Source organism: Actinokineospora globicatena, from assembly GCF_024171945.1.
Taxonomy (GTDB): Bacteria; Actinomycetota; Actinomycetes; order Mycobacteriales; family Pseudonocardiaceae; genus Actinokineospora; species Actinokineospora globicatena.
Map to the genome: position 1 here is coordinate 37858 of NZ_JAMTCR010000002.1, position 15723 is coordinate 53580.

Here is a 15723-nt window from a genome sequence, read left to right on the forward strand (position 1 = left end):
CCTCACAGGCCGGACTCCGGCGTGCGCACCATGATCGCGCCGCACTCCTCGCACTCGACGACCTCGTCGGCGGCGGTCTCGCGGATGCGGGAGATCTCCCGGCTGTCGAGCTCCAACCGGCACGCGCCGCAGCGGCGGGCGCGCAGCAGCGCCGCGCCGATCCGGCCCTGGCCGACCCGGCGCTCGTAGAACGCGAGCAGGTCGGCGGGCAGGCCGGGCAGGATCTTGGCCCGCTCGGCGGCGCGCCTGGCGTCGACGGTGTCGAGGTCGGCCAGGTTCTCGTCGCGGCGGTGGGTGGCCTCGGCGAGGACGTGCTCGGCCTTGGCCAGCTCCACCTCGGCGTGCTTGACGTCGAGCTCGACGGCCTCGCGGCGCTCCATCAGCTCGAGCAGGTCGTCCTCGAGCACGCTCTGCCTGCGCTCGAGCGAGTGCAGCTCGTGCTCCAGGTCGGCCAGCTGCTTGGCGCCGATCGTGCCGCCCTGCAGCAGCTTGCGGTCGCGGTCCTCGCGGGCGCGGACCGCGTCGATCTCCTTCTCCTGCCTGGCCGCTTCCCGGTCGAGGTCGTCGAGCTGGGTGCGGATGGCGACCCCGGCGTCGCGGCGGGCGCGGACGGCGGCCTCGGCGGTGGTGATCTCGGCCAGCTCCGGCATGGTGGTGCGCCGGTGGCGCACGCGCGAGAGTTCGGCGTCGACCTCGGCGAGGTCGAGCAGGCGGCGCTGGACAGCGGGATCGGCTTTCACCCGGTGAACCTCCCGGTTCGGGTTGGCGCGCAAGCGGCCTGGGTGGTCCAGGGGTCGGTGCGGCGGATGGAGACGTCGACGGTGACGGTACCGCCGAGGCCGGTGCGCAAGATCCCCGCCGCCTGGCCGCACCAGGGCCACTCGCTCGCCCAGTGCGCCACGTCGACCAGCGCGGGCGCGCCCGGGACGGCGAGGTGCTCGGCGGCGGGGTGGTGGCGCAGGTCGGCGGTCACGAAGGCGTCGACCCCGGCGGCCGTCGCGGTGCCGAGGTACGAGTCGCCCGCGCCACCGGAGACGGCGACCCGCGTGATTAACCGGTGCGGGTCCCCGGCTGCCCGGACGCCGCCCTCGGTGTGCGGCAGCGCGCGGGCGACGCGCTCGACGAAGGCCGCGAACGGCTCCGGCTCGGGCAGCTCGCCGAGCCTGCCGATGCCGGTGCGGCCGTCGGGGTTGGGGTTGAGCGGGCCGGTGACGGTGAGACCGAGCGCGTCCGCGAGCGCGTCGGAGACACCGGGGTCGGCGGCGTCGGCGTTGGTGTGGGCGCAGTAGAGGGCGACACCGGCGCGGATCAGGCGGTGCACGAGGGAGCCCTTGGGGGTGTCGGCGGGGACACCGTGGACGCCGCGCAGCAGCAGCGGGTGGTGGGCGAGCAGGAGTTGGGCGCCGGTCTCGACCGCTTCGTCCACTGTGGACTCGGTGGGGTCGACGCAGACGAGGACCTTGTCGACGGTGTCGGCCGGGTCGCCGCAGACGAGGCCGACGGCGTCCCAGCCCTCGGCCAACCCCGGCGGGTACGCGACCTCGAGGACCCGGACCACGTCGGCGACGGTGCTCATGATCGAACCTCCAGTTCGGCGCGCAGGGCCGCGATCAACGGCTCGCACTCCCGCGGCGACCGCACGGCGACGCGCAGGTGGTCCGGGCCGAGTCCGGGGAAGGTGTCGCCCCTGCGCACAGCGATGCCCCGGTCACGGAGCGCGCCGCGGACCCGCTCGCCATCGGGGACCTGGACGAGCAGGAAGGGGGCTCGCGGGTCACCGAGGACGAAGTCGGCGAGTTCGACCTGGAGCGCTTCGCGGTGGGCCTGGGAGTCGAGCGCGGCGATCTCGGACTCGGCCAGCGCGGGGGCCTCACAGCAGGCGGTGACGGCCTCTAGGACCAGAGTGCTGACCGGCCACTGTGGACGGTTCGCGGTGAGCCGGGCGATGAGGTCCGGGTGGCCGATGGCGTAGCCCGCGCGGAGACCGGGCAGGGCCCAGGTCTTGGTGAGACTGCGGAAGACGAGGGTGTCCGGCTCACCCGCGAGGCTCTCGGGTTCGCCGGGGATGGCGTCCATGAAGGCCTCGTCGACCAGCACTGTCCTGGCGCGGCCCTGGTTGGCGATCTCACGGATGGCGTCGGCGGGGTGCAGGGTCGAGGTGGGGTTGGTCGGGTTCCCGATGACCACGAGGTCGGCGTCCTGCGGGACGCGGTCGGGGTGGAGCCGGAAGCCGTCTTCCTGGTCGAGCAGCACCCGATGAACGGGGACGCCCGCAGAGCGCAAGGCCACCTCAGGCTCGGTGAACTGCGGGTGCACCACCGCGGCCCGACTGTCCACAACCCGCGGCACCAGCGAAAACCCCTCCGCCGACCCGTTGAGAACCACGACCGCCTCAGGCTCACACCCGTGCCGCGCCGCCACCGCCTCCCGCGCCCGCAGATCATCCGCAGCAGACGGGTACACCCCAACCCGCCCTAGAGCCCCCACCAACCGCTCCAACAACCACTCGGGCGGCCGCCCCCCACGCACATTGACCGCGAAGTCCACCAACCCGGGAGCCGCATCCACATCCCCGTGGTGCCGAAGCAAGTCATCGCTGGTCATCCCCCCAATCCTAAGCCGCCCCCACCTCGCCCCCCGAGGCCCCGCCCCCTGGGTCCCCACCCCAGCGACCCCGTCCCCCGCGTGCACCGCCTGGCCCGCCACCCGCCCCTGCCAGACCGCCGCCCCCGCCCGGCCTCAACACCCCGCCACACCGCTCGCCCTGCTGGGCCGCCGCCCCCACCTACCCTCACGGCCCACCCACCTAGCCCAACACCCAGTCGCGCCGCCCAGCCAACCCACCACCGCCGCCCGCCGCTGCCAAACAGCGGGCAGGGAGAGCACGACACCCCCGAACCTTCCGAGACGACGCCGGACTCAAACCGCCACCGAGTGGCCTCCGGCCAACGAGCCCGCCCCCGACGACCCAGCGAGCCCCGCCCCCAATGGCCCGTCGAGCCTCCCGCCCCAGCGGCCCGCCGCACCCACCCAGCCCTACCGCCCCCGGATCGCGCCCGCGCGCGGTCCCTCCCCCGCCCAGCCCCCACCCTCTCCGGGGGGCGTCCCTGGGCCAGTCTACCTGGGGGTACCGACAGTGGATCTTGAAAGCATCCCTGCGGAGATCCACATGTGGATAACTTCTGTCACCCATCGGCATGAACATCGGGGCAGGAGCGACGCGCTGACCAGGGGGCACGTGCCGGATGGGTGAATGGCGGGTGGGGGTGGGGCTAGTCGCAGTCGGTGAGGGGGGTTAGGTCGTTGGCGCGGAGCCAGCGGCGGGCGCGGCGGCGGGCTAGGTCGTCGGGGGAGGTGCGGAGGGTGATGTGGTGTTCGACCGCGAGGAGGAGGCGGTCGGGTGGGGGGTTGGTGTCCACCGTCCACCAGGGTTCGTCCACTGCTGGTCCCCTTCCTCTTACCCTGGCCGCGTGCACATTTGCTTCGTCTGTACCGGGAACATCTGCCGGTCCCCGATGGCCGCGCTCGTGTTCGGCGAGCACCTGCGGCGGGCCGGGTTGGCCGGGCGGGTGCGGGTGACCAGCGCGGGCACGGACGGCTGGCACGTCGGTGACGCTGCCGACCCGAGGACCGCGCGGGTGCTGGCCAGGCACGGTTACCCGACGGCGCACGTGGCGGCGCAGGTTGGTGCCGACCACCTCGACGCGGACCTGCTCGTCGCGATGGACGCCGGGCACGCGCGGGCGTTGCGCGCCCGGGTGGCTGACCCCGAACGCGTGACATTGTTCCGGGTTTTCGACCCGGCCGCCGAGACGGATCTTGACATTCCGGACCCCTACTACGGCGGGCCGGACGGGTTCGACGAGGTGTTGGCCATGGTCGAGGCCGCCTGCCCGGGGCTGGTGCAGTGGGTGCTGGACAACTGAACCCGGCGGCGGCCGTGGCCGAGCTCACCGGGATGACCCCGACCGGGGTCCACGCGCTGGCCGACCACGTCTTCGAGGTGGACACCGACGACGGTGACCTGGTGGTGGCCAAGTTCGACCCGCGGCCGGGGGCGATCGCGGCCGAGGTCGCCGGGTTGCTGTGGCTGGCGGAGCCCGGCGCGGTGGCGGTGCCGGAGGTCCGGGCGCACGACGACCGGTGGCTGGTGATGGCGCAGGTGGAGCCAGCCACGCCGAGCATCGTTGCGGCTGAGCACCTTGGTCGTGACCTCGCTGACCTGCACGCGGCAGGCGCCGAGGCGTTCGGCGCATCGACCGGGCCTGAACAAGCATGGATCGGTCTCGCCCCGATGCGTTGCGTGCCGAGTGGTGACTGGGCGCACTGGTATGTCGCCGATCGCATCGAGCCCTACCTGCGCAACGCTGCTGACCGGCAACTCATCGATCGCGACGGTGTCGCGGTCATCGAAACGTTGTGCCGTCGGATCGAGGTCCCGGCCGAACCGCCCGCGCGGCTGCACGGTGACCTCTGGAGCGGCAACGTTGTGTGGGCGCGGCAGGCGTGGTTGATCGATCCCGCCGCGCACGGTGGACACCGGGAGACCGACCTGGCGATGCTGGCCCTCTTCGGCTGCCCGCACCTAGACAGGGTCATCGCCGCCTACGACGAGCACCGGCCTCTAGCGGACGGTTGGGCTGCCCGAGTCCCCTTGCACCAACTGTTCCCGCTGCTCGTTCACACTGTCCTGTTCGGTTCGGGATATGCGCGTCAGACCGTCGCCGCAGCCCGGGCGGCACTAAGGGGATGAGCCTGGCCTACCGTGGTGGGGTGCGGTTGAAACTGCTGCTCCGTCCCGGCTGGCTGGTGCTGGCCTTCGTCGTGGTGGCGTTCGCCGTGGCCTGCTTCACGCTGCTCGCGCCGTGGCAGTTCCAACGGCACGACGAGCGCAAGGCGACGAACACCGCCGTGCAGAACTCGTTCGACGCCCCTCCGGCCCCCATCGGCTCGGTCCCGCCGGACCAGTGGCGACGCGTCACGCTCGCTGGCACCTACCTGCCCGATGGCGAGGCTCTAGCGCGGCTCAGGACAGTTCAGGGCAACGCCGCCTTCGAGGTGTTGACCCCATTCCGCCTCACGGACGGCAGCGTTGTCCTGGTCGACCGGGGTTATGTGCGCCCGGCCGAAGGCGTCAGCGTCCCGAACTACGCACCGGCCCCAGCCGGTGAGGTCAACCTGCTCGCGCGGGTCAGGATCGGGGAGTCGACAGACCGCCAGGCGTTCGAGGAAGACGGTCACCGTCAGGTCTATGCGATCGACCCCGCCGTAGTGGGTCGCGCGGCCAGTCTCAACATTCGGCCGGGCTACGTGCAGCTCGAAGCGGGCTCCCCCGGCGTTCTCGGGGTGTTGCCGCTACCGCAGCTAGAGGTCGGACCGTTCCTGTCTTACGCATTGCAGTGGATCGCGTTCGGTGCGATGGCCTTGCTCGGGCTCATCTACTTCACCTGGCGCGAGATCAAGCCCGGCGGGAGCCTCGCCGAGGAGACCAAGACGCGGCGGAAGTCGGTGTCGGAGATCCTCGCCGAGGACGAGGCCCGGGAGCGCGCCGCTTCATCGTGATCAGCGCGGCCAGCCCGGCCGTGAGCAGCCCAACGGCCCGAGACAGCGTTACCGCCCGTGCGACGTCGGTAGCGTCAGGTGCGCGCCCCTCCCCCAACACCGGCCGGTCTTCAACGCCGTAGGAGTACTCGGTGCGGCCACCCAGCTGAACTCCGAGCGCGCCCGCGAACGCCGCCTCGACCTGACCGGCGTTAGGACTCGGATGAGCCCCCGCGTCCCGCTTCCAAGCCTCCCGCGCGCGCTGACGGTCCCCCTTCACGGCAGGCGCAGCGACGACCGTTAGCGCTGCCGCCAACCGAGCGGGCACCAGGTTCGCGACGTCGTCCAGCCGCGCGGACGCCCACCCGAACCGGAGGTACCTAGGCGACTTGTGGCCCACCATCGCGTCCATCGTGTTGATCGCGCGGTACCCCAGCAGCCCAGGTACCCCTGCCACAGCCCCCCACAGCAACGGCGCCACTACGGCGTCAGAGGTGTTCTCGGCGACAGACTCCACAGTCGCCCGCGCCAACCCTGCGCTATCCAGCGTCGATGGGTCCCGACCACACAGGTTGGGCAACCGCTCCCGGGCCCCCGCGATGTCGTCCGCACTCAACCGGGCCCCGATGGCCCAACCCTCGGATGCCAGTGACCGACCGCCCAGCACGACCCAGGTCGCCACCGCGGTCCCCACGATCCGCACGATCGGGTTACGCGAACGCTCGACCACGACACCGAGCCCGACAGCGCCACCCGCCAACACAGCCGTGTAGAGCACGCCAGCACCCCGGTGGTCCCGGTGCACGACCCGCTCCAGGCGCTGGGCGACCTGCCCGAACCCGGCGACGGGGTGCCACCGGCGGGGATCGCCGAACGCCGCGTCGGCCGCGACCCCCAGGAGCAGGCCGAACGCGCGCGACGCGGACACTGGCTGCCCTCCCGGTCGGTTTCCCCCTGGCGGGTGGAACCGTAGCGCGGGCGGGCGGCCGGGGTGCGCGGCTGTCGGCCGGTCGGGCTATCGTGGCCCGCCGTGGATGACGAGCAGGGGGAGGCAGGCCTGGAGGCCGCCAGCAGGCTTCAGCTCTACGCCTACCTGCAACCCCGTGAGCACCACCACACCTACCTCGCGATCATGCGGCTGTTCACCTCGACGCTGCTGGCCGACCTGTCCGCGGGCGAGGTGTCGAGCGCGCTGGCCGGTGCCGAGCGCGACGGGCGCATCGACATCGGCGAGTCGCACATCGACGTGGTGATCCCGCGGCTGCGGCAGCTGGTCGAGTGGGGCAACCTGGTGCACGGCCGCCGGGAGACGATCGCGGCGAGCATCGCGGAGTTCCAGCAGGGCTCCATGCGCTACCAGGTGTCGAAGCTGGCCGTCCGGGTCCAGCGCGACGTCGACGAGCTGCTGCGGGTCCCCGAGGGCGCCCGCGAGGTGTCCCGCGAGCTGCTGCCCGCCATCGAGCGCGGTCTCGGGGAGCTGGGCGAGGCGTTGGCCATCGCCGTGGCGCGCGGTCAGCGCGACCCGGGTTCACTGCCCGCGCGGCGCGCCCGTGAGCAGCTGGCCGAGCGGGTCACGACCCTGTTCCTCCAGCACGTGGAGTTGGCGGCCACGGTCCGCGACTTCTATGCCTACCTCGGCCAGATCCTGACCCGGCACCACTTGGCACCGGAGGAGATCGCGGGTTTCCGCAACCTGCTGGTCGAGTACATCCAGGTGGTGGTCGAAGACGTACTGCGACACACCCCCGCGATCGCGACAGCTCTATCCGCGCTGGCCCGGTCTCGTAGTGAGCTGCTGCGGTTGCTGCGGCCTGCTGACCAACTGGGCGCGGCGGTGGAGCGCACAAGAGGCCGCGGTGAGGCTGACTGGCAGGAGCTGACTGACTGGTTCGTCGACCGGCCGGGTAACCCATCGCAGGTCACGGCCCTGCGCGAGGCGACGACTAGGGCTATCGGCGCGCTGCTGGCGACAGTGCGGCGGGCGACCACTGGCGGCGGGTTGCTGCCGAGCAGGCGCGCGGAGCTCGTGCGGCTCGCGGGGTGGTTGAACGACGCGACACCCAAGCGTGCGCACGCCCTCTACGCAGCCGCGTTCGGTCTGCACTCGGCGCGCAACCTGCTGCCCGCCCCCGAGCACGACGGCGACGACGAGCACACCCCGTGGCGCGACGGCCCGGCGATCGACGTGTCGGTCAGCGTGCGCGGCCGCGGCGACCGGGGCGCGCGCGGGCGGACGTCGCGGATCATGGACGACCCGATCACCGAGCAGGGGCTGCTCGCCCAGGCGCGGGAGGCCGACGAGCTGCGGGAAGCGGCGGCAGCGGAACTGGCGGCAGCCGCGACGGACCTCGACAACACGACGTTGTCCGGTGCGGCGTTGCGGGCGTTCTGCGAGTTGCTGACGCTGGCGATGGCGCAGCGCGAGGGGGCTTCCGATCCAGGCTCCGCGACCGATCAGGTGCGGGGGCTGGCGTTGACGCTAACTCCGCAGGTAGGCCAAGTGACGCGGATTCGAAGCAAGTCGGGCACCTTGACCTTGCGCGACACAGTGGTGGGGATCTCCCGGGTGGAAACGAGGGGTCGCGGTGGCCGTTAAGTCACGTCCTGACGTCCTCGGCGACCTGTCCGACATCGACGCGTCGAACGTCGCTCGATGCGCGAAGGTCTTGTTGCGACACCCGCTCTTGCGGCCTGGCGGCCCTGACGGCGATCTACTTCCTTTGGTCTACCGGTACCGGATCTCTCTCCAGGAGATGTTCGCGAGCCTGCTCGGCTACCGCCTTGTCGTGGAGCGCCGGTTCGCACGTCTCTACAAGTGCGGCCCAGGCGAGGACCACACGCGCGGCGAGTCAAGCCTGACTCCGCGCGGCTACGCATACGTCTGCCTGACCATGGCAGCGCTGACCGGCGTCGGGCGGCAGGTACTGCTGTCTCGTCTGGTGGCGGACGTTCGTGGCGCGGCCTCTGAAGCCGGTATCGACGTCGTCGACGACGTAGGAGACCGACGGGCGTTGACGGCCGCGCTGCGGCACCTGATCTCGCTCGGCGTGATCACCGAGACCGACGGCACGGTGGCGGGCCTGATCTCCGAGACCCCACCGGAAGCGCTGATCACCATCCACACCGACCTGCTCGGCCAACTGCTCGCGGGTCCGCTGGCGGAGGCGACCAGCGCGGACGAGCTGGTCGACCTGGCGTCGGCGCCCGGTCGGCTCGGCGTCGAGCACGCGGTGCGGCGGCGGCTGGTGGAGAACCCGGTGACGCTGCACGCGGACCTGCCGCCGGAGCAGGCCGAGTGGCTGCTGCGCAACCAGCGGCGGGAGTCGGTGGTGCTGGAGCGCTGCTTCGGGCTGGTCACCGAGATCCGCGCCGAGGGGGTGGCGGTGACCGACCCCGAGGAATACCTGACCGACGTGGTGTTCCCGTCGACCGGGACCGTGGCCAGGGTGACCCTGCTTGCGCTGCCCGAGCTGGTCGACCAGAGCGACCTGGGCGACGGGGACGACGAGCCCCCGTACCGGCCGGACGGGCGGGTGCCGGTAAGCCGCGAGCGGCTGCTGGAGGTGTGCGGCAACCTGGTCGCAGACTACCCGGCCGCGTGGTCGCGGCAGGCGACTGACGACGTCACGGCGCTGGCCGACGACGTCACAGACCTGTTGGTGCGCTTGACGTTGGCGGTGCCGGACGGCGACGGGTGGCTGATCAGCCCGGCGGCGCACCGGTGGTTGCCGCAGCCGGACGACTCGCCGGGGCGCCCGGTGGCCGTGTCCGAGCTACCGCCGGAGCCGGGGTGGTCGCTGTTCGACGAGGAGGGGGTTCGGTGACCGAGCACGACCAGGTCGAGCAGGCCGCGGCCGGGGTGGCCACCGACGAGGTGTCCGCCGAGGGGCTGACGACCGACGAGTTCGGCGGCACCGAGCAGGCGCCGGAGGTGGGGCGGTGGCGCCTGCACCGGGGCGGGATCGTCAACATCTGGCAGTACCGGGAGCAGACCTTCGACTTCTCCGGTGGGCGCGCGATCTTCCAGGGCACCAACGGGTCCGGCAAGTCGCGCACGCTGGAGTTGCTGCTGCCGCTGTGCCTGGACGGGGACCTGCGGTACCTCGGGTCCAAGGGCGCGGGCACGGTGTCGATCCGGCGTCTGATGCTCGACGACTACGACGGTGGGCCCAACCGGATCGGGTACGCGTGGATCGAGCTGCACCGCACCACGGCCAAGGGCGCCGACGAGTACCTGACGTGCGGTATCGGCGTGAAGGCGTCTGCGACCTCGCAGCAGATCAGCGACTCGTGGCGGTTCGTGACCCCGTCGCGGGTGGGGACGCACTTCCAGCTCGCTTCCGCTGACCGCGTGCCGTTGGGGCCCGCGGCGCTGCGGGAGGTTCTAGGCGCGGACAGGGTCTACGACGAGGCCGCGTTCCGCGCCAAGGTCGCCGAGACGGTCTACGGCGTGCCCGGTGGCCGCTACGGGGATCTCCTGCACCTCCAGCGGACCCTGCGGAACCCGGACATCGGGTTGAAGGTGCAGGACGGTCAGCTCGAGCAGATCCTCACCGATGCGCTGCCGCCGTTGGACGCTGGTGTTGTCGAGCAGTTGGCGACCTCGTTCGAAGACCTGGAGTCGATCCGGGAGAACATCGGCAGGCTAGGAGCCGCCGACACGGCTATGAGCGCGTTCCTGGCCACCTACTCCGGTTACGCACTTAGCGCACTGCACGCGGCTGGCAGTAGATCGCAGGCTGCGTCTAAGACGTTGGATAGCGCGCACGCCGAGATCCGGAAGCTAGAGCAGCGACTGGTGACCGACGAGGAGCGCCACGCTGAGGCTGAGGAACGGGTTCGCGTCCTAGAGGAGCGCGATCTCGAACTTGAGAACAGCATCGACTCGCTGAAGTCGTTGCCCGCCTACCAAGGACTCCGCGACCTGCAAGACCGCGAGAAGCTGGTAGAGCGAACGCGCGAGGCAGCCAGTGCGGCGCTGGATAACGCTGGGGTGCAACGCAACCACGCCGACCGCGCTGTGGAGACAGTGCTAACTGTGCTGCGCAGGCTCGGCGGTGACATCGAGGACGCCGCGGAACTCGCCCTGTCCACTTCGGACGCTGTGGCCGCCGCTGGGCTCGACCCCGCGCTGTGCCCCTCCGTGCCCGCCGCGCCGGAACCGGTGCCGGGGACCGAGACCGACCGGGTGCGGGCCAAGCCGGACCCGGAGGCCGAGCCGCTGACCATCCAGCGCCGCACGCCGCCACCGGTCGCGCCGGACGAGCTGTCCGCCGTGCTGTCCGAGGCTGCTGGCCGGGCCGGGGAGCTGACCAGCGTCGTCGCTCACCGGGCCGCACTGGCCATGTCGCTGCACGACCGGGCGATGTCGCTCGACGCCGACCGCCAGGAACTGGACAAGCTGCAGGCCAAGGCCCGCGACGCGCAGATCGAGGCGACCGAGTCGGCCGGGTGGCGCAACGAGGCCCGCCAGCGGTTCACCGGCGCGGCCGAGGTGTGGCGCGAGAAGGCCACCGCGTGGACCACCGCGGGCCCGTTCGCCGACGACCACGCCGCCCGACCGCCGCGCCCACCGGCCAGCGAGGCCGTGCTGACCGGGCCGGAGTCGACCAGGCAGGCCAGGGACGCCGCGCGCCAGTGGGCCGCCCCGCACCTGACCGGCCTGCGGCAGCGGGTCGTGGCGGCCCGCCAGTCGGTCGACGACCTCGTCGGCCGGGTGAAATCAGCCGAGGCCCGGTTGATCGAACTCCGCAAGGGCGTCGACGCCGCACCGCCCGGGTTGGTGGACCAGGGCTCCGGAGCGCCGTTCTACCGCCTGGTGGACTTCACCGGCCTCACCCCGACCGACCGCGCAGGCCTCGAAGCCGCCCTCCAAGGCTGCGGCCTCCTGACAGCCTGGGTCCGCCCCGACGGCGGCGTGGGCGACCCCGCCACGGACGACCCGGCACTGAGCACTGGCGCTGCTTCGAAGGCGGCCAGCGGATCGGTGCCTGCTGGGGTGGTGGCGGGGATCTTGGCGACGGTGGCCGGGGCCGCCCCGTCGCCGTTGGGGGCTGTGTTGGTGCCTGCGGTCGAGCCGGATGGGGCGGTGCCCGCTGAGGTTGTGGCGGGGTTGCTGGCGTCGGTGTCTTACGGCGAGGAGTACGAGGGCCTCGCGGTGTGGCCGGATGGGCGTTGGCGGGCTGGGGTGCTGCGCGGGGCGGGCAGCAAGCCGGACGCGGAGTTCGTCGGTGCTGGGGCGCGGGAAGCGGCGCGGCAGCGGGCGATCGCTGAGCTGGCGGAGTCGCTGGAGGTCCTGCACACGGAGTTGTCGGCGGCGGAGTCGGAGCTGCGGGACCGGTCGCGGACGGTGGAGGTGTGGGACCGGCACCTGGACGGGTTCCCCGACGACCGGGAGCTGATCGGGGCCCGGGTGACCGCCGAGCAGGCGGCGCGGCAGGCGGCGGACGCGGCGACCAAGGCGGAGCGGCGGCGGGCCGAGCACGTGGCCGCCGAGGGCCGGGTCAGCGCGATGGAGACCGGGTTGTCGCAGGACGCGGGCGCGGCGGGGTTGACCGCCGACACCGAGGCGCTGCAGCAGGCGCACCGGGCGGCGACGCAGGCCAGGGGGTCGGCGGAGAGCCTGCGGGACGCGCTGGCCAAGCGGTGCGTCGGGACGGTGCGCGACCTGGTCGAGGCGCTGCACGACCACAACGCGGCGGTCGACGACCGGGAGACGGCCGAGCGCGTGGCCGACGACAAGTGCGTCGCGTTCCACCGCGAGGCGGCCGCGTTGGCGGAGCTGACGGCGGCGGTCGGCAGCGCGGCCGAGGAGGTCGCGCGGCAGCTGGGCGAGCTGGAGCGGTCCCGCCGCGAGGCGCGCGCGGAGCTGCCCGAGGCTCGCCGGGGCGCCGGTGAGCTGTCCAACCAGGTCGTGAAGACGCAGACGTTGCTCGACACCCGGGGCGCGGAGATCGACGGCAAGCGGTCAGCGGCTGGAGCTGCGGCGCAAGCGTTTGCCGAGGCCCTGGCGGCGCCCGGCGTGTGGCCCGCGGCGGTCGACGACGACCGCCCCGCCGACGACGCGGACGCCTGGGACCTGCTCGCGACGGCCGTCGCCGAGTCCAAGCGGCTGCCCAGCGAGGAGAACGTGCTGGGCAAGCTGCAGAACCTGCAGTCGTCGCTGGCCGGGACGCACAACGTGCTGCCCGAGCGGCACGCCGGGATCCTCACCGTCGTGGTGTCGGCGGAGGAGGGCCCGGCCCCGGTCGCCGTGGCGGCCCGCCGGGTGGCGACCCGGCTCTCGGAGCGGCGCGGGTTCCTGACCGAGCAGTACCAGGGCATCTTCGCGCTGCACCTGGTGCGCGAGCTGGCCGAGCGGCTCTCGGCGCAGATCGCGGTCGCCGAGGACCTGACCAGGCGGATGAACGAGGTGCTCGACACCGCGCGGTCCAGCCAGGGCGTGCACGTGCGGCTCGACTGGCAACCGGCCGCGTGGCTCGACGAGTCCACCCTGGAGGCGCTGCGGCTGCTGCGGGTGCCGTTCGCGCAGCGCACCGAGGAGCAGGACGCGCGGCTGCAGCAGGTGTTCACCGAGCGCATCGAGTCCGAACGCGACAGCGCCACCGGCGGCTACACCGAGATCCTGGCCCGGGCGCTGGACTACCGCTCGTGGTTCGCGTTCACCGTCCGCGTCCGCGACACCGGCCCGGACGGCAAGCCCCGCTCCCGGCGCCTGCGCCAGCTGTCCTCCGGCGAGACCCGCCTGATCTCCTACGTCACCCTGTTCGCCGCCGCGGCAGCGTTCTACGGCGCGATCTCAGCGGGCCTGGCCAGCACCATGGCCCCACTGCGCCTGGTGCTGCTCGACGAGGCCTTCGAACGCCTCGACGACCCCACCATCGCCCGCATGCTGGAGCTCCTGGTCGACCTGGACATGGACTGGGTCATCACCTGGCCGAGCGGCTGGGGCGTGTCCGACCGCATCCCCCGCATGCACATCTACGACGTCCTACGCCCCAAATCCGGCCACGGCGTCGCCTGCACCCACACCACCTGGGACGGCACCTCCCTGGACCGCGACGACCCGTGACCCCGCCGACCACACGACACCAACCGACCGCACGACCCAGGCCAGCCACACGACACCAGCCGGGCGCACCACAGCGACCGGGCACGCCTCTCCGGCTGACCGCACCGCGCTGGTCGGGCGCGCCGATCCTGGGCGAGCATGTGGCCAACGTTGGGCTGGTCGGTGCTCGGTCCGGGTTCGGGGGCCGGGCCGTGATCAACTGTGCCGGGGCGGGTGGCCGCCGTGGGGCTGGTTGGTTGGTGCGGGGAGTGGGATCGTCGTGAACGAGGAGTACCTGCGGCCGGAGTTCGCCGTGTTGTGGCGGCAGGCTCGGACCGCTGTGGCCCGGGGTCAGGTGAAGCTGGGGTTCAAGGCCCCGGACGCTGCCGCCGCGAGCGCGGTGGCGGGGTTGTTGGGGCGCGAGGTGACCGCCGGGGTCGGGATGACCGTCGTGGTCGCCGATCTCGATGCGCGGGTTCGCGCGCTGTTCAGTTGTGGGTTGGACGAGGTGCTCTCCTCTCTCTTCGGTGAGTCCGCGGGTGGTGTGGTGGCTCCGGCGGAGGCGGACGACATCCTCGGAGCGGCTGTGGCGGCGGCTGGGGTCAGGGGCGGGTGGGTGTCGTCGTGGGTGGATCAGGCCCGGCGGTACGCGAAGATCTCGCCGACCGACCTGGCCGGGATCGCGCCGAGGGCGGCAGCGGCCATCGCGCGGCTGCATCTGGACGCGTCAGCACCCGCGGCGTGGTCGGTGCTGTCCGATCTGGGCCTGGTTCGCGGAACACGACTGGCCGGGCTGGTGCTGCGGGCGGCGGCAGTGGCTCATGGGGTGCCGCTGCCCCGGTCCACTTCGGACGAGCGGCGGTTGTGGGAGCGCAGCGGCGTGCTGCTGGACGCGGTGTCGACAACGGTGCTGACATGGGCTTTCCCCGGGTGTGATGGGCGGACGGAGTTGGGCTTGCCCACCCATCTGACCATCCGGGACGCCATCGAGGCAGGGGTCGACGCGGCGGTGTGCACAAGTCCGGTGGTTGTGGACAACTCGATCGCCGCCGGGGTCCGGTTCCCGGTGATCTGCCTGTCCGGCCACCTCAACCCGGTCGCCAGGACCCTGCTGTCCCGCCTGGGCGGCGCCCGCGTGCACGGCGACTTCGACGCGCACGGGCTGCTGATCACCCAGCAGGCCCTGGCCATCAGCAACGGCACCCCGTGGCGGATGTCGGCCGCCGACTACCGCGCCGCCCTCACCCCCGGCCGCGACCTCCAGGCCCTGACCCCCGACCAGCTCGTCGCCCCCTGGGACCCCGAGCTCCCCGAGGCGATGCGCGCCGGGTGGGCCGTCCCCGAGGACGCCGTGGCGGAGTCCCTGGTCGCGGACCTGCTCACCTTCTGAGGTCGTCGAGCACCTCGGTGACGATGGCCCGCATCGACGCCTCGGCGCGGACCGGGTCGCCCGCCGCGACCGCCTCGGCCACCGCGACGTGCAGCCGCACGGCCTCAGGCTTGGGCGTCTCCGGCATCAGGTGGTGGTGCGTGCGGCCGGTCAGCACCGCGTCGACCACGTCGCCGAGCTGGCAGAACATGTCGTTGCCCGAGGCGGCCAGCAGCACGCGGTGGAAGGCGATGTCGTGGCCGAGGAACGCTTCGAGGTCGTGCGTGGTCGACCGGAGCTGGACGGCGAGCTCGGTCAGCTGACCGGCCTGCTCCGGGGTCGCGCGGACGGCGGCGAGCGCGGCGGCCACCGGTTCGGTCGCCGACCGCAGCTCGGTCAGCGAGCGCAGCTGGTCCGCCCGGTCCGAGCCGTCGAGCCGCCAGCGGATGACGCGGGGGTCGTAGAGGTTCCAGTCGGTCCGCGGCAGCACCGTGATGCCGACCCGGCGCTTGCTGCTGACCAGCCGCATCGCCTCCAGGACGCGCAGCGCCTCGCGGACGACCGTGCGCGACACCTGGAACGCGCGCTCCAGCTCCTCGGTGCGCAACACCGCGCCAGCGGGGTACTCCCCACTCACGATGGCGGGGCCGATGTCGTCGAGCAGGCGTCCGGGCAGTCCTGAGGTCACCCCGCCAGTGTCTCACTCATATGACCAATACGTGTCGAACTCTTGAATAAGTACTACCTTTGAGCTTCACTGAGT

The 15723-nt window shown here is 72.4% G+C and carries 13 protein-coding genes; 7 read left to right on the forward strand and 6 right to left on the reverse strand.

Annotated features, from left to right (window positions below):
- Positions 1 to 2: 2 nt before the first annotated feature.
- The 4 genes from LV79_RS00160 to LV79_RS00175 all read right to left on the reverse strand — a co-directional run bounded on the left by LV79_RS00160 (position 3) and on the right by LV79_RS00175 (position 3440).
- Positions 3 to 740 (reverse strand): zinc ribbon domain-containing protein, encoded by a 738-nt coding sequence (locus LV79_RS00160; protein WP_253831144.1) that lies wholly within the window; start codon positions 738 to 740, stop codon positions 3 to 5.
- Positions 737 to 1576: a Nif3-like dinuclear metal center hexameric protein gene (locus LV79_RS00165; protein WP_253831145.1), complete on the reverse strand. Its 840-nt coding sequence runs from the start codon at positions 1574 to 1576 to the stop codon at positions 737 to 739. Before LV79_RS00165 ends, LV79_RS00160 begins: the two co-directional genes overlap by 4 nt.
- Positions 1573 to 2604 carry an Rv2231c family histidinol phosphate aminotransferase CobC gene (gene cobC / locus LV79_RS00170; RefSeq protein ID WP_253831146.1) on the reverse strand — a complete coding sequence of 344 codons (1032 nt, stop codon included), beginning with the start codon at positions 2602 to 2604 and terminating at the stop codon, positions 1573 to 1575. Before cobC ends, LV79_RS00165 begins: the two co-directional genes overlap by 4 nt.
- 668 nt (positions 2605 to 3272) lie before the next feature.
- Positions 3273 to 3440 carry a hypothetical protein gene (locus LV79_RS00175; protein WP_253831147.1) on the reverse strand — a complete coding sequence of 56 codons (168 nt, stop codon included), beginning with the start codon at positions 3438 to 3440 and terminating at the stop codon, positions 3273 to 3275.
- 30 nt (positions 3441 to 3470) lie between these two features.
- Here LV79_RS00175 and LV79_RS00180 point away from each other — a divergent pair, with 30 nt between their 5' ends.
- Genes LV79_RS00180 through LV79_RS00190 form a run of 3 tightly spaced genes read left to right on the forward strand, consistent with a single transcriptional unit; the run spans position 3471 to position 5562 of the window.
- Positions 3471 to 3926, forward strand: coding sequence for a low molecular weight protein-tyrosine-phosphatase (locus LV79_RS00180; protein WP_285470513.1), 456 nt, complete (start codon positions 3471 to 3473; stop codon positions 3924 to 3926).
- A gap of 32 nt (positions 3927 to 3958) precedes the next feature.
- Positions 3959 to 4753 carry a fructosamine kinase family protein gene (locus LV79_RS00185; RefSeq protein ID WP_253835623.1) on the forward strand — a complete coding sequence of 265 codons (795 nt, stop codon included), beginning with the start codon at positions 3959 to 3961 and terminating at the stop codon, positions 4751 to 4753.
- 20 nt (positions 4754 to 4773) lie between these two features.
- Positions 4774 to 5562: an SURF1 family cytochrome oxidase biogenesis protein gene (locus LV79_RS00190; protein WP_253831148.1), complete on the forward strand. Its 789-nt coding sequence runs from the start codon at positions 4774 to 4776 to the stop codon at positions 5560 to 5562.
- Here LV79_RS00190 and LV79_RS00195 read toward each other — a convergent pair.
- Complete coding sequence (locus tag LV79_RS00195; RefSeq protein ID WP_253831149.1) at positions 5459 to 6469, reverse strand: cobalamin biosynthesis protein; 1011 nt, start codon at positions 6467 to 6469, stop codon at positions 5459 to 5461. The two genes, LV79_RS00190 and LV79_RS00195, sit on opposite strands and share 104 nt — an antisense overlap.
- A 102-nt stretch (positions 6470 to 6571) precedes the next feature.
- Between LV79_RS00195 and LV79_RS00200 the strand changes: the two genes are divergently transcribed.
- The 4 genes from LV79_RS00200 to LV79_RS00215 all read left to right on the forward strand — a co-directional run bounded on the left by LV79_RS00200 (position 6572) and on the right by LV79_RS00215 (position 14981).
- The gene (locus LV79_RS00200; protein ID WP_253831150.1) at positions 6572 to 8137 is read left to right on the forward strand and encodes a DUF2397 domain-containing protein; all 1566 of its coding nucleotides are present in this window, start codon (positions 6572 to 6574) and stop codon (positions 8135 to 8137) included.
- Positions 8127 to 9365 (forward strand): TIGR02678 family protein, encoded by a 1239-nt coding sequence (locus LV79_RS00205; RefSeq protein ID WP_253831151.1) that lies wholly within the window; start codon positions 8127 to 8129, stop codon positions 9363 to 9365. The genes LV79_RS00200 and LV79_RS00205 overlap by 11 nt, the downstream gene beginning before the upstream one ends.
- On the forward strand, positions 9362 to 13612 hold the full coding sequence (locus tag LV79_RS00210; RefSeq protein WP_253831152.1) for a TIGR02680 family protein: 4251 nt from the start codon (positions 9362 to 9364) through the stop codon (positions 13610 to 13612). Before LV79_RS00205 ends, LV79_RS00210 begins: the two co-directional genes overlap by 4 nt.
- A 259-nt stretch (positions 13613 to 13871) precedes the next feature.
- The gene (locus tag LV79_RS00215; RefSeq protein ID WP_253831153.1) at positions 13872 to 14981 is read left to right on the forward strand and encodes a DUF2399 domain-containing protein; all 1110 of its coding nucleotides are present in this window, start codon (positions 13872 to 13874) and stop codon (positions 14979 to 14981) included.
- Here the strand turns inward: LV79_RS00215 and LV79_RS00220 are convergent.
- Positions 14971 to 15648 carry a FadR/GntR family transcriptional regulator gene (locus tag LV79_RS00220; RefSeq protein WP_253831154.1) on the reverse strand — a complete coding sequence of 226 codons (678 nt, stop codon included), beginning with the start codon at positions 15646 to 15648 and terminating at the stop codon, positions 14971 to 14973. The genes LV79_RS00215 and LV79_RS00220 overlap by 11 nt on opposite strands.
- Positions 15649 to 15723 lie beyond the last annotated feature (75 nt).